Annotated in this window: 15 protein-coding genes; 9 read left to right on the top strand and 6 right to left on the bottom strand. The window is 57.8% G+C overall.

What is annotated here, in order from left to right; genetic code table 11:
• Positions 1-12: 12 nt before the first annotated feature.
• A complete protein-coding gene (locus tag BM155_RS16100; protein WP_254773215.1) occupies positions 13-2,448 on the bottom strand; it encodes a glycoside hydrolase family 31 protein in 2,436 nt (811 codons plus the stop codon).
• Between the two features lie 25 nt (positions 2,449-2,473).
• Positions 2,474-4,324, bottom strand: coding sequence for a glycoside hydrolase family 13 protein (locus tag BM155_RS16095; protein ID WP_074904284.1), 1,851 nt, complete (start codon positions 4,322-4,324; stop codon positions 2,474-2,476).
• 321 nt (positions 4,325-4,645) lie between these two features.
• Between BM155_RS16095 and BM155_RS16090 the strand changes: the two genes are divergently transcribed.
• On the top strand, positions 4,646-6,166 hold the full coding sequence (locus BM155_RS16090) for an MFS transporter (protein ID WP_074904281.1): 1,521 nt from the start codon (positions 4,646-4,648) through the stop codon (positions 6,164-6,166).
• 68 nt (positions 6,167-6,234) lie between these two features.
• Here the strand turns inward: BM155_RS16090 and BM155_RS16085 are convergent, their stop codons facing one another.
• Positions 6,235-7,053 carry an SDR family NAD(P)-dependent oxidoreductase gene (locus BM155_RS16085; protein ID WP_067155718.1) on the bottom strand — a complete coding sequence of 273 codons (819 nt, stop codon included), beginning with the start codon at positions 7,051-7,053 and terminating at the stop codon, positions 6,235-6,237.
• A 178-nt stretch (positions 7,054-7,231) separates the two neighbouring features.
• On the opposite strand from BM155_RS16085, the gene BM155_RS16080 reads away from it, so the two are divergent.
• The 8 genes from BM155_RS16080 (at position 7,232) to BM155_RS16045 (ending at position 19,440) form a co-directional block, all read left to right on the top strand.
• A complete protein-coding gene (locus tag BM155_RS16080) occupies positions 7,232-8,251 on the top strand; it encodes a LacI family DNA-binding transcriptional regulator (protein ID WP_067155715.1) in 1,020 nt (339 codons plus the stop codon).
• A gap of 235 nt (positions 8,252-8,486) precedes the next feature.
• The gene (locus BM155_RS16075) at positions 8,487-9,929 is read left to right on the top strand and encodes a sugar porter family MFS transporter (RefSeq protein ID WP_074904279.1); all 1,443 of its coding nucleotides are present in this window, start codon (positions 8,487-8,489) and stop codon (positions 9,927-9,929) included.
• A 3-nt stretch (positions 9,930-9,932) separates the two neighbouring features.
• Complete coding sequence (locus BM155_RS16070; protein ID WP_074904276.1) at positions 9,933-10,814, top strand: SMP-30/gluconolactonase/LRE family protein; 882 nt, start codon at positions 9,933-9,935, stop codon at positions 10,812-10,814.
• A 56-nt stretch (positions 10,815-10,870) separates the two neighbouring features.
• Positions 10,871-12,073 (top strand): fumarylacetoacetate hydrolase family protein, encoded by a 1,203-nt coding sequence (locus BM155_RS16065; protein WP_067155710.1) that lies wholly within the window; start codon positions 10,871-10,873, stop codon positions 12,071-12,073.
• A gap of 43 nt (positions 12,074-12,116) precedes the next feature.
• Positions 12,117-13,553 (top strand): aldehyde dehydrogenase family protein, encoded by a 1,437-nt coding sequence (locus BM155_RS16060; RefSeq protein ID WP_074904274.1) that lies wholly within the window; start codon positions 12,117-12,119, stop codon positions 13,551-13,553.
• A 97-nt stretch (positions 13,554-13,650) separates the two neighbouring features.
• On the top strand, positions 13,651-15,441 hold the full coding sequence (locus BM155_RS16055) for an IlvD/Edd family dehydratase (protein ID WP_074904271.1): 1,791 nt from the start codon (positions 13,651-13,653) through the stop codon (positions 15,439-15,441).
• 427 nt (positions 15,442-15,868) lie between these two features.
• Entirely contained in the window at positions 15,869-18,412 is a 2,544-nt protein-coding gene (locus BM155_RS16050) for a glycoside hydrolase family 3 protein (RefSeq protein WP_302848374.1), read from the top strand.
• Between the two features lie 254 nt (positions 18,413-18,666).
• Complete coding sequence (locus BM155_RS16045; RefSeq protein WP_074904265.1) at positions 18,667-19,440, top strand: nuclease-related domain-containing protein; 774 nt, start codon at positions 18,667-18,669, stop codon at positions 19,438-19,440.
• Between the two features lie 903 nt (positions 19,441-20,343).
• Here the strand turns inward: BM155_RS16045 and BM155_RS17165 are convergent.
• From BM155_RS17165 to BM155_RS16035, 3 genes are all read right to left on the bottom strand, one after another.
• Positions 20,344-20,529 (bottom strand): hypothetical protein, encoded by a 186-nt coding sequence (locus tag BM155_RS17165; protein ID WP_139223308.1) that lies wholly within the window; start codon positions 20,527-20,529, stop codon positions 20,344-20,346.
• A 5-nt stretch (positions 20,530-20,534) separates the two neighbouring features.
• On the bottom strand, positions 20,535-20,777 hold the full coding sequence (locus BM155_RS17905; protein ID WP_437438175.1) for a DUF6988 family protein: 243 nt from the start codon (positions 20,775-20,777) through the stop codon (positions 20,535-20,537).
• A 224-nt stretch (positions 20,778-21,001) separates the two neighbouring features.
• A partial coding sequence (locus BM155_RS16035; RefSeq protein WP_139223307.1) for a transposase occupies positions 21,002-21,223 on the bottom strand: 222 nt, incomplete at its 5' end.

Below are 21,223 nucleotides of genomic sequence, written 5' to 3'. Positions count from 1 at the left end.
CCTATGTATTTGTTACTGGTTCTTGACGGCCAGTTGTAACGGCTGTTTTTCCCAGGAAAATTTCACCAGCAGCTGGTCGTTGCGTTTGTCGTACCAAGCGCCCTCGGTCGCGCGAGAGAAGTCCTTTTCACGTTGGAACAGTGCTAGCTCCTGCCCATCGGCCGCTATCGCGGCTGGAGCTTGTTGCCAGTTGTGAATTTTCAGCGTGATATGGCGCTGTTCCGGCATGCCTTGATAGCCGCCGCCGGTACGATTGAAATTGAATGTAATGCCGTCGCTATTGCGGCTGGCGGAAAAGTCCAGTTTTTCATATTGGCCGCGGGCAAAGGCATTGACGGTTTTGCCGTCGTCTTCATAGATATAGCCGCTGGAGGTCACTGCACTCGGATGGGCGTAGTAGTCCAGTGTCAGTTTTGCGCTGGTGTAACCGCGGGTGTTGTCGATGTCGCTGATGGTGGGGATAAAGGCTCCCGCACGCACTAATACCGGGATGGTTTTCAGGTCCACTTCCACATTTGCGGTATCGCCAATGTATTGGTCGTCATTCCAGTAATCGAACCAGACGCCGCCGGGCAATTTCACCTCCATCTCGTCGATATCGGCTTCAGTTATCGGTGCAACCAGGAAGTCCCGGCCCCACAGGTAGGCATCTTTGTAATCGATCAGCTCTGGGTTGTTTTCGTCTTCGAAGAAGAGCGGGCGCATCAGCGGCATGCCGGTCTGGCTGTTCTCAAACGCCAGCGTGTAGTTGTAGGGCAGCAGGCGGTAGCGGAGTTTCACGTATTCGCGCAGGATATTTCTGGTCTTGCGATCGTGGAATACCGGCTCGGGAGCGATATGCTCCTGGGCGTGGGGGCGGTAAACGGGCTGGAAAACGCCGTACTGCAGCCAGCGGATATAAAGTTCGCGATCGAACTTTTCACCACCGGCAAAGCCGCCCAGGTCTGAGTGGGTGTAGCTGAAGCCGAGCAGGCTCATAGAAAGGGAAAGCTCCATCTGAGACTGGAGGCCGCCCCATTCGCGGGCCACGTCGCCGGTCCAGGGGATCATGCCAAAGCGTTGGGAGCCGGCGAAACCGGCGCGCATCATGATAAAGGGGCGGCGCTCGGGGTATTTCGCGGTTTGTCTTTCAAACAGTAACTGCGCCCAACGGTGGCCGTAGGCGTTGTGGATTTCGTCGGCGGTGCCGATGGTGTGCACTGTGTCCGAGGGGTGTACCTCCGGCTCTCCCAGGTCGCCCCACCAGCCAGCCACGCCCTGTTGCAGGAGGCCGTCGTAGATATTCCAAAACCAGTCGCCGGCTTTGTCGGAGAAGACGTCGACCAGTCCGGTATTGCCGAAGTAGAAATCGAAACGCTTGGGTTGCCCGGCCAGATTTTTCGCCAGTGCGTCGGCAGCCACCGCTTCATCCCAGCGCTTGGAAGTGGTGAGGATAAAAGGCTCTGTTACCAGAATGGTGTTGATACCGCGCTGGCGGAAATCCTCCATCATTTTTTCCGGTTCCGGGAAGGCTTCTCTATCCCAAGACAGATTGCCCATATGGCCCTGGATATCGGGGCCGAACCAGTAGAGATCCAGTACTACTGCGTCCAGCGGAAAGTCTTCTTCGGCAAACTTATCCACGGTGGCACGCACTTCCTGTTCCGTATGGTAGCCGAAGCGGGAGGCAAAATTGCCCAGTGCCCAGCGCGGCGGCATCGGTTGCGGGCCTGTGACGTCCACATAGTGTTCAATCAGTTGCGGATAGCTTTCGCCGCTGATGATGATGTAGGAGGTGCGTCCGGCGGTCGCTTCGAACTGCAGTACATTTTCCTCACTTGCCCCCAGGTCCAGTGTGCCTGTGGCGGAGTTGTCAAACAGCAGTATGTATTTGTTGCTGGAAAGGATTGCCGGCAGGGAGAAATACATCTGCTCCGATTCGGTGGTGTAGCCGTAGTGGGCCTTGTTGTACAGGGGAAGGCGGTGACCGCGGCGGTCCATACCCAGCGCTCTCTCACCGCCGCCGAGCAGCTTTTCTTGCGGTGACAGCGCAAAGCGGAAGCCGCGCATGGTCTCATTGATGAAGAAACCGATTTCCTCGCCGATCAACGGCGTTTGCCGGTGCAGGTACTCGATGCGAAACGGCGACTTGTGGATAACCGCGGTGAGATCGGCGGTGCTGTAGGTCAGTGTGCTCTCAGTTTCGGCCAGCTTTGTTTTCACACTGCGTTGCCGCGAGTAATCGATGGCGAAAGAGGGCAGCTGTTTCATGCCCTCCCGTGTGTAGTGGACTTCCATGGCCGCTTTACTCAACGGCGTCAGGGTGACACTGCCGTCACTGGTGTAGACGGTGAGAGCGTTTTTCTTTAACTGGTGTTCCCGGTATTGCCGTAGATCCGCTGAGTTGGCCAGAGTGCTGTACAGTAGGATAAGTAAAGCGCAACCGCGCAGTATGAGTGTCTGTTTCATCATCGGTTCGGTTTTTGTTGTTTAATTAGTGTAAGTCCAACACCAGTACATCCCGGGCGGGAAGGGTCAGATTTGCCAGTGTATAACGCCGACCGCTGATCACATCGGTGCCGTGGGTCTCGCCGTCGATCACTTCGGCAAATCGCTTCATGTCCAGTTTCTTCGCTTGGTCTGACTTATTGATGGCCACCATAATTTTTTTCTTGTCGTCGTAGCGGAAATAGACATAGGTGCCATTTTCGGGCGCAAAGTGTTTCAGTTTTCCGCTGTGCACTGCCGGTGTCTGCTTGCGCCAGCTGAACAGCTTGCGCACCATGTCCTGGGCGGTTTTCTGCGGTTTGCTCAGTCCCTTGCCGGTGAAGGCGTTGCGCTTGTCGTCGGCCCAGCCGCCGGGGAAGTCGCTGCGCACTATGCCGTCGTCGCGTTGTTTGGGGCTTCGCATAAGTATTTCATCGCCGTAGAAGAACTGCGGTATGCCGCGCATGGTGGCAATATAGGCGACGGCCATTTTGAACAGTGCGGGGTCTTCATCCAGTGCGCTGAAAAGGCGGCTGGTATCGTGGTTGCCGCCGAAGATCACCAGGCGGTTGGGTTGCGGGTAGAGAAAGTCATTGGCCAATCCTTCGTAGAGACGTGTCAGGCCGCTCTCCCAGCTGTCGCTCTGGGCCAGTCCTTCACGCAGCGCGTAAAAGATGGGAAAGTCCATCATACTTTTCAGTCGCCCGCCGGTGACCGGCTCGCTTTCGCTCCGCTGCCAGTGGGCCACCAGCGCCGGATTGCGGGTCCACTCTTCGCCGACAATATTGAAGTTCGGGTATTCACGCCGGATACGCGCCGCCCATTGCTGCAGGAAATCCGCATCGGAATAGGCATAGGTGTCGGCGCGGATTCCGGAGAGCCCCGCGTATTCGATCCACCAGAGGCTGTTTTGGATCAGGTAGTTGGCTACCAGGGGGTTGCGCTGATTCAGATCCGGCATGGAGTCCACGAACCAGCCCTCGGTAAAACCTTCTTTATCGTATTCACTCGCGTAGGGGTCTACGTGGGTGAAGCGGGCGTGGTTGGTTATCCGGTATCCATTCTTTTCAGTAGCTCGGCCGTTCAGCCAGTCGCCAGCGGGCAGGTCGCGCATCCACCAGTGATGGTCGCCGATATGGTTGAGTACAACATCCTGGATGACGCCCAGCCCTTTTTCCCGCGCGGCGGTGACGAATTCGCGGAAGTCTTCGTTGCTGCCGAAGCGCGGGTCTATGCGGTAGTGATCGGTGGCGGAGTAGCCGTGGTAGGAGTAGGCCGGTTGGTTATTTTCCAGCAGGGGATTGGGCCAGATCTGGGTGAAACCCATGTCCGCAATATAGTCGAGATGTGCGCGCATACCGGCGATATCGCCGCCGTGACGGCCGCCGGGATGTTTGCGGTCTGGCCCCTCAAGCATATCAGCGCTGCGGTCGTTAGCCGGGTTGCCATTGGCAAACCGGTCCGGGGTGATTAGGTATATAGCGTCCGTGGCGTCGAAACCGCGGCGCTCGGCGGAGCCAGGTGTGCGTCTATTTAGTTGGTAGTTGACGACGGCCTCTGTTTCGCGGCGGTGAAACAGGGTGATTGCCATTTGGCCCGGTTTTGCCTCCGGGGACAGCTGCAGATTGATAAACAGATAGTTGGGGTTTTCCGTGCGCTGGGTGTCCAGCAGGGTAACGCCGGGGTGGTCGATCTGTGCTTCTAGCTCGGCGATATCGTCTCCGTGCAGCATCAGCTGCAGGACCGGCACTGCCATGCCGGTCCACCAGCTGGGCGGTTCTATCCGGTCCACGGTGGTCTCCGCGTGTGCGGTGGACGCACAGGCGAGTGCGAGCAGCAGTGTCGATAGGCGTTTCATGGCGGGCTCCGAATGATTATGGTTACAACTTCCCGAGTTTGATTGTGTAGTGTTTCGGAGCGGGTGATATCCCCCTCTGTTTGGGGGGAGATCGCAAAATAGTGCACCGGAACTCGGGTGTGGCACCTGTGGCGATACTGAGGTTCCGCTCGCGGCATAAATCGGAGTTTCTTCCGCGGCCGGCTAATGGCGGCAAGCGGGGCGGTGCAAGCTGCCTGGAAACACTGGAGCTTTCTCCCCCCTGAGGGGGGAGGAGGGCCCCCGTTCACACTCCTGACACAATCCGCGCATAATCATAATCAGTTATCAGCGGTGACCCCCATGACTGAATCAGCTTCCGGCGCCGATGTGCGGCCCGTGCAACAGCCTCGTCTGCCTTTCTGGCAGGTTTGGAACGTCAGCCTCGGTTTTCTCGGTGTACAGTTCGGTTTCGCACTGCAAAATGCCAACGCCAGCCGTATCCTCTCCGATCTGGGCGCCGACCTGCACTCGCTGTCCTTCTTTTGGATAGTGGCGCCGCTGATGGGCCTGATTGTGCAGCCGATTGTCGGCTCTGCCTCCGATCGCACCTGGAACCGCTTCGGGCGCCGCAGCCCCTATATCCTTTTTGGTGCCATAGCGGCTGCTCTGGGAATGGCATTGATGCCCAATGCCGGTATCGTGGTGGCTTTTGTCGCCCCGATACTGTTTGGCGGCGTGATGCTGGCGCTGATGGATGCAGCCTTTAACGTCACCATGCAGCCATTCCGCGCTTTGGTTTCGGATATGGTGCCTTCTGAGCAGCGCACCTTGGGCTACTCGGTGCAGTCGCTGCTGATCAATATCGGCGCTGTGTGCGGCTCGATACTGCCGTTTGTACTGACCAATGTCATCGGATTGGAAAACAGCGCCCGCGCCGGTGAAGTGGCGCCCTCGGTGATCTGGGCCTTTTATATTGGCGGCACGGTGCTGCTGGGGTCTGTATTGTGGACGGTGATCCGCACCAAAGAGTACCCACCGGCGCAGTATGCGGCCTACAAGGGCATAGACGCGGAACAACTGGCCCGCACACAGGCGGAGCACAAGCCCCTGTCCCAGCGGATTGGCGGTTTCCTGCGGTTGCTGATCACCATGCCCAAGACCATGCGCCAGCTGGCCGTGGTGCAATTCTTCTCTTGGTTCGCGCTCTTTATCATGTGGGTCTACACCACTCCCGCGATCACTCAGCATGTCTGGGGTGTGGAGGCCAAGTGGTTCGACTCCCACTATCTGGAGAGCGTCGGTCAGGTGCCTGCGCATATCGCCGCAGCCAAGGGGGCCGCTGGCGACTGGGTAGGTATCCTCTTTGCCGGTTATTCGTTGTTTGCCGCCATCTTTTCCGTTGTGCTGGCGAAAGTGGCCAATACACTGGGACGCAAGCTCACCTACGCGCTGTCGCTGCTGGCCGGCGGCGCCGGCTATATCAGCTTCCTGCTGTTCCAGGGGGGCGAGCCGGTGGCGGTGAATCTGTTGATCACGGAGGTGACAGTGCCCAGCGGCGCCCTCGGTCTGCTGCTGCCGATGGTGGGGGTGGGTATCGCCTGGGCGGCGATACTGGCCATGCCCTACGCGATTCTTTCCGATTCTTTGCCGGCGGATAAAACCGGTGTCTATATGGGCATTTTCAATTTCACCATCGCTGCGCCGCAGATATTGTCCGCGCTGGTGGCGGGGCCGATTCTGGCAGGGCTGTTCGGCAACCAGGCCATCTATATTCTTGTGCTGGCGGGTGTGTTTATGGCGCTGGGAGCCGTGTCAGTGTTCTTTGTCAGGGAGGCCGGCAGTGAGCCGGGCACGGAAGCTGAGGAAGCGGCAGCCGCTTGACAAAAAAGCCCCTGAACCACAGGGGCTTTTTTTCTGCGGGCACTGCAGATCGCCAAGGGGTGGTTTTTTTACGCGGATTCCTCCCGGGTCAAGTCCGGTACGGTTTCTTCCGTGTTGGCGTAGGGCCAGTTGGCTTTGCTAAAGGCGCCCCCGTCTACCCACAGGGTCTGGCCGCTGATAAAGGACGATTCCTCTCCGGCGAGAAACAATACCGCATCGGCGATATCCCGGGCGTAGCCCACCCGGCCGAGCGGGGTGATGGCGGACCAGGATGCCGCGTAGTCCGGCGCTTCCCGCTCGGTTCGCTCCACCAGCACCCCTCCGGGGGCCACGCAGTTGACGCGGATGCCATACTCCCCCAGCTCGATGGCGGATGCCTTGGTGAGCATTTCTATGCCCCCTTTGCTGGCCGCATAGTCCACCAATCGCGGAAAGGCCAGTTTGTTGCATCCGGAGCCGATATTGACGATGCTGCCCCCGCTGCCGGCCTCCACCATCAGGCGCGCGGCGCGTTGGGTGTTCAGAAAACAGCCTTTTAGGTTGGTGTTAATTACCCTGTCCCAATCTTCTTCAGCCAGGTCGAGCAGCGGCGCCCAGGTCTGTATCCCGGCGTTGTTGACCAGCAGGTTTGGTGCCTGCTGAAAGTGGTCAGTCAGGCCGTGGAAAAAGCGGTCCACGGAGCGGCTGTCACCCACATCGCAGGGGGCGTACCAGGCGCGTCCACCCATGGCTTCCACTTCTCGTACCAGTTGCAGGGCTGACGCGTCCTCGGCCTCCAAATTGTTGACCGCGATAGCCCAGCCGGCCTCGGCGAGCCTCAATGAGATCCCCCTGCCGATGCCGGTTGTGCCGCCGGTAATCACCGCCAGTCTGTTGTTGTTGGTCATTTCCTCTATCTCTACATGCGCAGCCTCGGCTGGCCGGCAGTCAATGGTCGAATTCCAGCTAGGCTAGCAAATGATGTAAACGTTTACAAATATGGGGGTGCCCGGGCGTATTTGCGGGAATTTTCGTGAAGGAAGCGCTAACATCGGCCTTTTATTGGGCATCTCAAGGACTTTTACTTTGTCGATCAAAGATGTGGCCAAGCTCGCCGGCGTTTCCATCGCCACTGTGTCGCGCTATCTGAACAGTCCCGAAGCTGTGCGCGAAAAGACCCGCAAAAAAGTGCGGGAGGCGATCCGTCAGACCGGTTACGCCCCCAATACATTGGCACGCAATTTCCGCCGCGGTAAAACCAGTCTGGTGGTGGTAGTGCTGCCCTCGGTAGGTGACCCCTTCTTTGCCGGAGTAATGCGGGGCATCTGGCGGGTTGCCGACGAAGAGGGGTACAGCATCCTGATCCGCGAAACCCAGTTCAACACCCATGCTTTCGACGAGTACACCGATATCGTTTTTTCCAAGCAGGCCGATGGCATTGTGCTGTTGGCGAGTATCTCGCCGTTTATGCAGGGCGACGCGGAAGTGACCGGCAAAGGCGGTCGTGTGCCGCCGATAGTGGTCGGCTGTGAAGCGGTGGCGCCCCAGCTCAGTCCCTTCCCCAGTGTGCGGGTGGACAATGCCCGCGCCGCCGCCGAGGCCACAGAGCATTTGATCGGTCTGGGTCATAAACGCATCGCTTTTATTTCCGGTCTGGCGGCTTCACTGCTGACCCGCGACCGGGAACAGGGCTATCGCAGTGCTATGGCCGCTGCTGGTCTCGCGGTCTCCGAGCACTGGGTGGTGGAAGGGCGCCAGACGCTGGAGGGTGCCCGCGCGGCCACGCGCCGGCTGCTGGCACTGGAGGCGCGGCCCACGGCTATTTTTTGCGCCAATGATGAGATGGCAATGGGCGCCATGCGCGAGATCCGCCGCGCCGGTTTGCGTATTCCGCAAGATATCTCCGTGGTGGGGTTCGACGATATCCGCTACGCGGAAATTCTCGACCCGCCACTGACCACCGTCGCCCAACCCGTCGAGGAAATCGGCGAACGCACTATGCGTCGCCTGTGCCGCGCCATCGACGGCGGCGATATTGGTGCGGGGCCGGAAATCGTGTCGCACCGACTTGTGGTGCGTGAATCCAGCGCCGCGCCGCCGAAGTGATACAGCGGCGGAACCGCTTGCCCGCTACAGGTCCTGCACATCGCTCTCGCCCTTGACGGAATGTAAACGTTTACATTAATGTGAAGAGCACAGGTGGGTAAGACGGCTGCAATTCCCGTCGAATCTGCTGCCATGAAAACAAAAATAAGAAATAAAGCTGCGGCTAAAGCTGACAAAATAGCAAAACAATAAATAAACCGGCCCGCGGGCCACAGCGAATGAGGGAAATAAGAATATGAATCCCACTTCCACCAGTGCGGTATCGGACCGGGTATCCGGTGCCGTCGCCTCCGAGACTAACCACTTTCTCGTTATCGCCATCAGCACCGTAGCGACCATCGGCGGTTTTCTGTTCGGCTTCGACAGCGGCGTCATCAACGGCACCGTAGACGGCCTGCAGGCGGCGTTTCATTCCGACAGCGCCGGTACGGGCTTTAATGTGGCCTCCATGCTGCTCGGCTGTGCAGTGGGCGCCTTTTTTGCCGGGCGGCTGGCGGATATTTACGGGCGCAGGGCGCTACTGATAACAGCGGCTGTTTTCTTTATCGTCAGCGCCTGGGGTTCCGGTATCGCCTCCGGTTCCTTGGAGTTCGTTGTTTACCGGGTGCTGGGCGGCCTTGCGGTCGGCGCGGCCAGTGTGATGACACCGGCCTATATCAGCGAGGTGGCGCCGGCTGCCTACCGCGGGCGCCTGGCCACGGTCCAACAGGTGGCGATTATCTTCGGACTGTTCGGCGCCTTTGTCAGCAACTACTGCCTGGCCCGCTGGGCCGGCTCTTCTACCACCGAGTTCTGGTGGGGGTTCGAGACCTGGCGCTGGATGTTCTGGGTGGAGTTGCTGCCGGCAACCATCTTTCTGGTCGGTCTCTTTTTTATCCCGGAGAGCCCGCGTTTCCTGGTGGCTAGCGGCAGGAAAGCGCGCGCCGGCGCAGTGCTCGGCAGGCTGTTCGGCGAGCGCGAGGGCAGGCAAAAGGTGGCGGATATCGAGCGCTCGCTGTCCTCTGACCACAGGCCCAAATTCTCCGACCTGAAAGCCCCCGGAGGCGGCTTGCGCAAAATCGTCTGGGTGGGCATTGGCCTGGCCTCCTTCCAACAGCTGGTGGGCATCAATGTGGTCTTCTACTACGGCGCTGTGCTCTGGCAGTCCGTGGGCTTCACCGAAAGCGATGCCCTACTGATCAACGTGGTGTCCGGCGCGGTGAGTATCGCCGCGGTGATCACCGCACTGCTGCTGATCGACAAGGTGGGCCGCAAGCCGTTGCTCTTTTGGGGCTCGGTGGGCATGGCGGCGACCCTGGCGGTGATGGCGGCGGCTTTCTCCCAGGCCACCCTCGATGAAAACGGTTCCCTGCAGCTTTCCGATACCGTTGGTACCGTGGCGCTATTGGCGGCCAATGCCTATGTGGTCTTTTTCAACGCCTCCTGGGGGCCGGTGATGTGGGTGATGCTCGGAGAGATGTTCCCCAACCAGATCCGCGGCTCCGGCCTGGCGGTCAGCGGCCTGGCCCAGTGGGGCTCCAACTTTTTGATCACCTGGACTTTCCCCATGTTACTGGCGGCCATCCAATTGTCCGGCAGTTATGGCCTCTATGCGCTGGGTGCCTTTATCTCCATCCTTTTTGTTTCCCGCTGGGTACACGAAACCAAGGGACGCGAACTGGAACAGATGGAGGGATGACGCGTGCGGGAGCTGAGTGCGGAGTGTGTCTGGCCCGCAGGTGCCACCCTTGGCGAAGGGCCTGTGTGGGTGGCGCGGGAGCGGGCGGTCTACTGGGTGGATATCAAGGAATACAGACTGCACCGCTACATCCCCGAGTCCCGGGAGCGGGCCAGCTGGCGCATCAATGCCCAGGTATCGGCCCTGGCGCCCCGTGCCGGCGGGGGCTTTGTCTGCGCTACCCGCGACGGCTTCGCACTGCTTTTCCTCGACGGCGGTACTGCGCGTTTGGAAATGCTCGGTGGCCCCGAGGGGGATCTGCCCGGCAACCGTTTCAATGACGGCAAGACGGATGCCGTCGGCCGCTTCTGGGCCGGCAGTATGGACGACGGCGAAAGGGCCCCCAGTGGCGCACTCTACCGCCTGGATACAGATCTCCGCTGGCAGCGGCTGGATGCGGGCTATGTGATCACCAATGGCCCGGCGTTCAGCCCCGACGGCGGGACTCTCTACCACACCGATACGCTGCGGCGGCGTATTTACGCCTTTGAGGTGAGCGATAGCGGCAGTTTGCAAAACAAGCGTCTCTTTCTCCAGTTGCCGGATTCCGCCGGTTATCCGGACGGCATGACGGTGGACAGCGAGGGCTGCCTCTGGGTTTGCCACTGGGGCGGCTGGGGCATTAGCCGCTTTTCTCCCGGCGGTGACGTCGTAGGGCGCATTGCCTTGCCGGTGTCCAATGTGACCAGCTGCACCTTCGGCGGTGGTGGCCGGGACCAACTTTATATCACCAGCGCCCGCAAGGGGCTGAGCGAGGCGGAACTGGAGCGCCAGCCCCTGGCTGGAGGCCTCTTCTGTTGCAGGCCCGGTGTGTCTGGCTTGGAGACGCCGCTGTTTCAAGGCTAGCCGGCGGTGGTATTTGTTCGGGTTTTACTGTAAACGATTACATCACTGGTGGGTTCATGAGCGACAACGACAATTTGCGTGGGCTTCTGCTGCCCGAGGATGGTCTCGCCGGCACCTTGCTCGGCCGTGTGTGGCTGCCGGAGACCCTGTCCCCGGTGCCGGGGCCCAGCCCTGTCTGGCTGTGCGACGATGGCGTCTTCGATCTTTCCGCTCTGGCTCCCACGCTGGCCGAAATCGTAGAGAAGGGCTTTTGCCCGCAGGATTTGGCAGCGGGCAAGCAGCGCCGTCTGTGCGGTGTGGATGAATTGCTGCACAACAGCATGGCGCCACTGCACGGGGGGCAGAGAGACCCGCGCTATCCCTACCTGCTGGCACCGGTGGACCTGCAGGCGATCAAGGCCTGCGGCGTCACTTTCGCCTGCAGTATGTTGGAGCGGGTGATCGAAGAGCGCGCCGGTGGTGATCCGGGCCGGGCCGAGGCGCTGCGCAGCTTACTGGCGGAAAAAATCGGGGGCGATATCGGCGCTGTGGTGCCCGGCTCCGCCGAGGCGGAAACGCTGAAGGCGGCGTTGCAACAGCAGGGTATCTGGTCGCAATACCTGGAAGTGGGCATCGGCCCCCTGGCGGAAGTCTTTACCAAGGCCCAACCCCTGTCCGCGGTGGGGCCTGGCGAGCAGGTGGGGATTCACCCGATTTCCCACTGGAACAACCCGGAACCGGAGGTCGTGCTATTGGTGGACAGCCGCGGCCGTCCCCGAGGGGCGACTCTCGGCAACGACGTCAACCTGCGGGATATCGAAGGTAGAAGCGCGCTGCTGCTGGGCAAGGCCAAGGACAACAACGCCTCCTGCGCCATCGGCCCTTTCGTGCGCCTCTTTGACGAGCGCTTTTCCATGGATGAGGTGCGCCATGCCGAGGTAACTCTGGAAATCGAGGGCGAGGACGGTTTCCGCCTGCGCGAAGTCAGTCCGATGACAGAAATCAGCCGCGATCCGCTGGATCTGGTGGCCCAGACCATTGGTGAAAACCACCAGTACCCGGATGGCCTGGCGCTGTTCACCGGCACTCTGTTCGCGCCCACCCAGGACCGCGATCTGCCCGGACAGGGGTTCACACACAAGGTGGGGGACCGGGTGACCATCCGCTCCCCCAGGCTGGGGGCGTTGATCAACACGGTCACTACCAGCGACAAGGCGCCCCCATGGACCTTCGGTATCTCTGCGCTCATGCACAACCTGACGGCAAGGGGGTTGTTGTAGGGCGCGGACCCGTCAACAAAATTGGCAAAACCAAGAGGTAATCATGACGATCCACTGCAATTACATCGGCGGCGAATGGCGGGAGGGCCAGGGCACCATCGCCAATATCAATCCCTCCGACACCAACGACCGGATCGGCGAATACGCCGAGGCCAGCCCGGCCCAGCTGGATGAGGCTGTAGCCGCAGCCCGCCAAGCGTTTCCCGCCTGGTCCCGCAGCGGTATTCAAAGCCGCAGCGAGCTGCTCGACCGTATTGGCCAGATGATTCTCGATCGCCGCGCGCAACTGGGTGAACTGCTCGCCCGCGAGGAGGGCAAGACGCTGCCGGAAGCCACCGGTGAAGTGGTGCGTGCCGGGCAGATATTTAGGTTCTTCTCCGGTGAAATTCTACAGTTGCGGGGTGAACTGCAACCGTCGGTCCGCCCCGGACTGGAGGTGTCCGTTACCCGCGAAGCCCTTGGGGTGATCGGCCTGATTACGCCGTGGAACTTCCCGATCGCCATCCCCGCCTGGAAGATAGCGCCGGCACTGGCCTACGGTAATTGCGTGGTGTTCAAGCCGGCGGAGCTGGTGCCCGGTTCCGCCCACGCGCTGGCGCAGATCATTGCGGAAGCGGGTGTGCCCGACGGTGTTTTCAATCTGGTGATGGGCCCCGGTCGCGTCATCGGCGATGCGCTGGTCAATCATCCCCAGGTGGACGCCATCAGCTTTACCGGCTCGCAGAATACCGGCCGCCGCATAGCCGCGGTCGCCGCCGCGCGCCTGGCCAAGGTGCAGCTGGAGATGGGGGGCAAAAACCCTCTGGTTGTTCTCGACGACGCCGATCTGGATACCGCGGTCGAGTGCGCGGTTAATGGCGCCTTTTTCTCCACCGGCCAGCGGTGTACCGCTTCCAGCCGCTTGATTGTCACCAGTGGCATACACGATCGCTTTGTCGAAGCGGTGTGCGAGCGCATGAAAGCGCTGGTCACCGATCACGCGCTAAAGGCCGGTACCCATATCGGTCCGGTGGTGGACGAGCGCCAGCTCAAGCAGGACCTCGACTACATCGACATCGGTCGTGGAGAAGGGGCGACCCTGGTGTGTGGTGGCGAGCGGGTGGAGCGGGAAACGCCGGGCTTCTATCTGACCCCGGCCCTGTTTACCGGCACCGAGCCGCAGATGCGCATAAACCGCGAGGAAATTTTCGGCCCCGTTGCCACGGTAATCCGCGCCGATGACTACGAGCAGGCGCTGGCGCTCGCCAACGACACGGAATTCGGCCTCTCCGCGGGTATCGTCACCCGTTCGCTCAAACACGCCAGCCACTTCAAGGCCAACGCTCAGGCGGGCATGGTGATGGTCAATGTGCCCACCGCCGGTGTGGATTACCACGTGCCCTTCGGCGGCCGCAAGGGCTCCAGCTACGGGGCGCGGGAGCAGGGCAGCTACGCGAGGGAGTTTTACACCACGGTGAAGACGGCCTATACCCTGGCTTGAGCCAAGAGTGGCCGGTGCCAGCGACTCAGCAGGGCACCGGCCTGCAGTATCACGTCGCGCTGAGCGGCAATTTTCGCGAAGGTTTGGTTGTCAATTGATGAATAAAAAAAGAAAGCTCCGCAGTGCCGATTGGTTCAATGACCCGAACCATCCGGACCACACGGCTATCTATATCGAGCGCTATCTGAACTACGGCCTCACCCGGGAGGAATTACAGTCCGGTAAGCCGATTATCGGCATCGCCCAGACAGGGAGCGATCTTACGCCCTGCAACCGCCACCACAGGGAGCTGGCACAGAGGGTGCGCGAGGGCATCCGCGACGCGGGCGGTATTCCGCTGGAATTTCCCGTGCATCCCATTGCGGAAATGGGCAAACGTCCCACTGCCGCGCTGGACCGCAACCTGGCCTATCTGGGGCTGGTAGAAATTCTTTATGGCTATCCCCTAGACGGTGTGGTGCTCACCACCGGTTGCGACAAGACCACGCCGGCCACTTTGATGGCAGCGGCGGCGGTTGATATCCCGGCAATCGTTCTATCCGGCGGTCCCATGCTGAACGGCTGGGAGACAAAAAATAACGAAGAACAGCGGGTGGGCTCCGGGACCATTATTTGGCGTTCGCGGGAGGACTATGCCCGCGGCGATATCGATTACGAGCAGTTTATGCAGAATGTCACCCGCTCTGCGCCCTCCGTCGGCCACTGCAACACCATGGGCACGGCGCTGACAATGAACTGTCTCGCCGAGGGGCTGGGTATGTCGCTGCCCGGCTGTGCCGCTATACCGGCGCCCTACAAGGAACGCTCGGCTATGGCCTACTACACCGGGCGGCGCATTGTCGATATGGTGTGGGAAGACCTGAAACCCTCGGACATTATGACCCGTGCGGCTTTTCTCAACGCCGTGCGCCTCTGTTCCGCAATTGGCGGCTCCACCAATGCGCCGCCCCATTTGCAAGCGATCGCCAACCGCCTGGGGGTGGCGTTGTCCATCGACGACTGGCAAACCTTCGGCGAAAAAATTCCCCTGCTGGTTAACTGTCAGCCGGCGGGCGAATACCTGGGGGAAGATTTTTACCGTGCCGGCGGCGTGCCGGCTGTAATGGGAGAGCTGCTGCGCGCGGGGCATATCGACGGCAGCTGCCGGAGTGTAAACGGTAGAACTCTCGGTGAGAATTACGCTCGGCAGTTACCCCGCAATACGCAGGTTATACGCTCCTTCGATGATCCGCTGCGGGAACACGCGGGCTTTGCCGTTATGCGCGGCAATCTGTTCGACTCGGCGATTATGAAAAAATCCGTGATCGGGGATGATTTTCGCAAAAACTATCTTTCCAACCCCGAACACCCCAATGTACTGCGCGGCCGAGCCATAGTGTTCGAAGGTCCCGAGGATTACCACCGCCGAATCGACGATCCGGCACTGGAGATCGACGAACACTGCATACTGGTCATTCGCAACTGCGGTCCTATTGGTTATCCCGGTTCCGCGGAAGTGGTTAACATGCGCCCACCGAATTACCTGATCAAACGCGGTGTTAACTGTCTGCCTTGTATCGGCGATGGCCGTCAGAGTGGCACCTCTGCCAGCCCTTCTATATTGAACGCCTCTCCCGAGGCAGCGGTGGGCGGTGGCCTTGCGCTTCTCGAGACCAATGACATAGTGGAAATCGATCTGAATAAAAACCAAGTGAATGTGCTGGTAGAAGACGGAGAACTACAGCGTCGCCGCGCCCGCTGGCAGCCGCCGCGACTGGTCAATCAAACCCCCTGGCAGGAGATATACCGCAATACCGTTACCCAGCTTGCCGACGGTAGTGATATGGATCTGAAGGAAGCGCATCTGCATATTGTCGAGTGTCACGGCACACCGAGAAATTCCCACTGAATCTTACGGCGGATCATTCAGAAATCATCGATTAACTCGTTCCCTGGCTTTAAAGAAACCCTGTAATCGCACGAGAAACGCAGGCGATAGGGAACCTTTCAAAGTTGTTGGATACAGAGGTTTTATCGCGCGTTTTCGAATCCCATTGTTTGAGCGCGCTTCCTGAAAATATGACAGAGCTTATGCGGATCAATCATAGGTTTATCAATCGGCAAATAGATAGAATAATGCCGCCGACAACTTTCTCTCGATAAATGGGCAGTTGGCTGCAGAGAAGATGTTTAATGATCCGTTGGTGGATGAATTGAGCTTTTGTATCTGAATCTGATCTGAGGCTATGAAATTAGAGTTGGCAAATTTTATCGAATAAATAAAAAGATAATCGCGCCACAGCAATAAAAACGATAGGCGAAGGGAGAACTTTATAGTGAAAAAGAGATTGATAGCCCCAGTAATAGCGGCGCTGTTGTGCGGCTGTGGGACTGGAGATAAAACCACAGAAAGCCATACGGTCACGGATAACAGCCCCTGGCCGAAGCTCGAACCGGCGCTGGCGAAAGACCCGGAAATTGAAAAGCGGATTGCAGCCCTACTGGCGAAAATGACGCTGGAAGAAAAGGTCGGCCAGTTAATTCAGGCGGAGATCAAGTACGCCACCCCGGAAGACGTGAAGAACTATCACCTGGGTTCGATTCTAAACGGCGGCGGCACCTACCCGAACAACGACAAATTTGCCAAGCCTGAAGACTGGCTCGCGCTGGCGGAAGCCTATCACCGCGCGTCCATGGATACTTCCGACGGCGGCGTGGCAATCCCGGTACTCTGGGGCTCCGACGCAGTGCACGGCCACAACAATGTAATCGGCGCAACTCTGTTTCCGCACAATATCGGCCTCGGCGCCACACGGGACCCGCAGTTGATCCGCCGTATCGGCGAGGCCACCGCGCGCGAGGTGGCGGTAACCGGAATTGACTGGACCTTTGCACCGACGGTGGCGGTGGTGCGTGACGACCGCTGGGGGCGCACCTTTGAAAGCTATTCCGAGGACCCGAAAATCGTGCGCGAATACGCCCGCGCCATGGTGGAAGGCATTCAGGGGGAAAAGTCCTCGGCGGAATTCCTCGGCGGTGAAAAGCTCATCTCCGCCACCAAGCACTTTATCGGCGATGGTGGCACCGATCGCGGTATGGACCGCGGCGATACCCCTGCCAGTGAAGAAGAACTCGCGGAGATCCATGCCGCAGGCTATATCGCCGCGCTGGAGGCGGGCGTGCAGACTGTGATGGCCTCCTTCAACAGCTGGAAAGGGGTAAGGCTACACGGACACAAATACCTGCTGACCGATGTACTGAAAGGTCGCTTGGGCTTTGACGGTTTTGTGGTGGGAGACTGGAACGGCCACCGCTTCGTTGAAGGTTGCACCCTGGAGAGCTGTCCCCAGGCGATCAACGCGGGGCTGGATATGTTTATGGTACCTTCCGACTGGAAGGCGCTCTACGAGAACACGCTTGCACAGGCCAAGAGTGGTGAAATTCCCACAAGCCGCATAGATGACGCGGTGACGCGCATACTGCGGGTAAAAATGCGCGCGGGCCTGTTCGAGCGCAACAAACCACTGGCAGGCGCTACCGGTATTCTCGGCAGCCCGGAGCACAGAGCCATAGCCCGCGAGGCGGTGCGCAAATCGCTGGTATTGCTGAAGAACAATGGTCAGCTGTTGCCCCTTAATCCAAAACAGAAAATTCTCGTCGCCGGCGACGCCGCGGACAATATCGCCAAGCAGAGCGGCGGCTGGACGATTTCCTGGCAGGGCACCGGCAACAGTCAGGCGGATTTCCCTGGGGCTACTTCCATTTACGCAGGCATTAAAACCGCTGTGGAAAGTGCCGGTGGTGAAGCCGTATTGTCTGTCGACGGAGAATTCTCCGCAGATACCTTTACCGACGCCGAGCGGCCGGATGTGGCCGTGGTGGTCTTTGGCGAAGACCCCTATGCGGAATGGCACGGGGACATCACCAGTCTTGAATATCAGTTCGGTACCAAAACCGATCTGGCGCTGCTGAAAAAACTCAAGGCCCAGGGCATTCCGGTGGTGAGTATTTTTATTTCCGGTCGCCCGCTGTGGGTCAACAAAGAGCTGAATGCGTCTGACGCTTTTGTCGCCGCCTGGCTGCCGGGCTCTGAAGGCGCGGGGGTGGCCGATGTAATCCTCACTGATGCCGACGGCAAAATCCGCCATGACTTTACCGGTAAACTTTCATTCAGCTGGCCGCTGTTGGTGGATCAAACACCGCTCAACCTGGGCGATGATGACTATGATCCGCTGTTTGCCTACGGCTACGGCCTCACCTACAGCGACAAGGTTGAAATAGCATCCGACCTCACGGAACAGGGGGAGAGCTACGCCGAAGGCAGACTCGAGGATGCCTGGATGATGGTATGGCGCCCGCGCGCGCCCTGGAACCTTGTGTTGCTCGACGAGGGCAGTGCACCGATTGAAGTAGAGGGCAATGTGGCCGAGAGCAGCGACGGCAATATTCGTGTAAGCGCCATCGATATGCGCAATCAGGAAGACGCGCGCCTGGTGCAGTGGGCCGGCCTGCGCCCCGGCGGCGTGGCCCTGCGCGCGGGGAAACCGCAGGACATGAGCCGCTATCTGGAGTCCGGCGGCACCCTGAATTTGAAGCTGCGCCTGGATGAGAAACCCAGTGGCGAAGTGCGAGCTTCGGTGGATTGCGGATCAGACTGTGCCGGCAGCCTGTCATTGCTGGAATCTCTGCAGCAAATCCCCGTCAATGAATGGACGGAGATGTCCATCGACCTCCAGTGTTTCGCCAAACAAGGCGCGGACTTCTCACGGGTAGAGAGCAGCCTGCTGCTTGAGAGCGAAAAGCCCCTGTCACTGGCAGTGGCGGATATCAAATATGTGCCCGCTGGTGCGGAGAGCGCCACGCTGCGCTGCGGCGGCTGAGTCTTTCCAAAGCAGCTGCGAAGGCCCCTCCCTCTTGGAGGGGCCGGGGCATCTGTTTTCTTCTGCGAGGAAAACTATTGAACTTTCAACACTGATATTGGATATTTCCATATCCAATAATATCAAAGATGCCTCTGATAGCTTCCACCAGAATAGTTTGCTTGGTGGCTCTTTGGTGTAGGGGAAGGGCGTATTTTTCAGATTTTTGATGTGCCGTTTCTTCTGAGAAAGTTTGTGCAGCAGAGTAACTCAGTATGCATTTAGATTTCGTTGTTAATCAGGTATTACCACTTGTCTATTGGCTACTGCCAATTGCAATAGTTGCAGCAGCTGTAAAATCCCCTTGGTTTAAAGGGATGATGGGCGAGCTGCAGGTCCGTTTCTTCGGATGGTTGCGTCTCCCCAGTGACATATATCGTCGCATACATAATGTAACTTTAAAAACTCCTGACGGCACCACACAGATTGATCATATTTTTATATCCCGCTTTGGAATATTCGTGGTGGAGACAAAGAATATGCGGGGTTGGATTTTTGGTGGGGAACATCAAGCTCATTGGACACAGAAGATCTACAATAAATCTTTCAGATTTCAGAATCCGCTCAGGCAGAACTACAAACATACAAAAGCTTTGGCAAAACTTCTTGGTCTTCCCGAGCACTTCATACACTCAGTAATTGTTTTCGTTGGTTCCAGTACATTCAAGACTAAAATGCCTGATAATGTTACCAAGGAGGGAGGCTGTATTCGTTATATAAAATCCTTTCGGAGTGCTGTATTGACGAACGAGGAAGTTGAGAATTTAGTCAGCCGGATTCAATCCGGGCGTCTTGCTCCAACGCGTGAGACACATAAGCAGCATATACAGAATCTTAAATCTCGAAATAACCCTGAAGCAGAACGGCTATGTCCTAAATGTGGTAGCCCGATGGTCAGGAGGACAAGTAAGCGCGGTGTAAATGCAGGTAAGCAATTCTGGGGATGTTCTGCATTTCCGAAATGCAGAGTGATTCAAAATATCAGATGAAACAATATTTCAGGGTGCTTATGTTTGTTCGGAGACAGATGAGTGTTAGTTCATTCGTGAAGACAAGCGAGGAGCGATCGACGAACAACTACTGCCAATTCTCGAACAGCTGCAGATCGACCCACTGCACTGGCTCTACCTGAACCGCAATTTTGAAAGTCGCTTCAAGTCTCTGGTTGGTACCGCCCACTCAGTGCGCTCTGCCTGCGAACAAATCGGAAAACGTTGGGCCCACGGAATCCGCGACTGCGCGCGCTATCTCTCCCCGCCGATCACCTCTTAAAATTTCTCCTGTCACGGAAAAACGTCATCGCGGGCTTCTGCGAAGGACTGCTGCGCCACAACAAAACTGTTTGGCGAAATTCCACACAGGACGCAGGCTCTACTTGCCCGAAAACAAAGCTCTGGCAACAGGGACTAAGAATGCAGTAGCCTTCGCATTAATGTTTCAATTGGTGGGTGTCCATTTTTATCGCTCCCTCATAGATTCCTCTGTTCGAGCAACCCGCTAAAACAAGGAGCACTAAAAATAGTTTTATTAGTTTCATTTTGAATCTCTCATGTATTGATGCATAAGGACGTCAGCTGTCCCGTGGGGGACGAAGGCCCGGAGCTTTACTGTCTGGCATTGTTATGTGCGCCGAAGTTGCCGGAGATCACGGAAGCCTAAAAAGATAAAAAATAAACTGAGTAAACCACCCACGCCTGGAAATACTGCGGCACCAGATAAAGATTGAAATTTACTCAACACCTTAATATTACCGATACGCATGGAAGCCAACCGCTTGGTGCCATCGAATGCTTGGTAGTAACTAAGCTCTACCTCAGAGCCCCTCATTATGGAAGTATAAATGTCTTTACTCCAGAAGCCGGAATATCGAAATTTCTCGCCGCCTACAGGCACTAAAAAGTATCGCTGCCTTTGCCTCTGGATTTTAGTGCCGCTTCCTCAACTATGCCATGGACTGATTCAATTTCTTTAGATAAAGGAAAGTCTGTTAGCAAATAAATACTCAATGATAAAAACAATCCGCCAACAAGTATTGAAGCCCATCCAAGGAAATTTGAAGGATTATCTAGCCGTTCCATAATTCTTACACATAACACCGAAGCTCTATCGCGGCGAAACTGCGCAGCTGCCTGCCGTCGGCTGCAGCAACTTGTGTCAGCTCACTGGTCAACTTAGAAACGGCGCTGTCGGGAGCGCCGTAGAGAAGCCACATTGCCCTGACCAAAGCCTCATACTGAAGACGAACAAGTCCCGTCGCGGAGGTGAGATTACCACCCGAAATCAGCATCTTCGCGCTTTCAGCATGCTCGAATGCAATACTACACATGACTCTACTAGCCATGACTCTCTCCGAATCCTCAAAAGGAGCGAGCGCTAAAAACTCCAAGAGTCTGCTTTCGAGTTCAGCAGATCGTGAGAGGGTGTTCAAAATTCTGTGTCAGCCAAATAGCCTCATAGACTGATGTATTTCTCCAAGCGTTCCGGGAAGTGGATCGCCAGCTGTGACAGCGTCAGGTTGAGGGTGTTCAAAATTCTGTGTCAGCCAAATAGTCATAGACTGATGTATTTCTCCAAGCGTTCCGGGAAGTGGATCGCCAGCTGTGACAGCGTCAGGTTCCAGTTCTGGATTGGGTGCGTCCAGCGCTCGGAGGCCTTCAGTATACCGGCGTACAGCAGCTTGAGTAAGCTGTTCTCATTGGCGAAGCCACCCTTGGTTTTGGTCAGTTTTCGAAACTGCCTGTGCACGGCTTCAACGGCGTTTGTGGTGTAAAT

The organism is Microbulbifer thermotolerans, from assembly GCF_900112305.1.
Lineage (GTDB): Bacteria > Pseudomonadota > Gammaproteobacteria > Pseudomonadales > Cellvibrionaceae > Microbulbifer > Microbulbifer thermotolerans.
The sequence above is the reverse complement of the archived record's forward strand: the minus strand, read 5'-3'. Positions and strand labels throughout refer to the sequence as shown.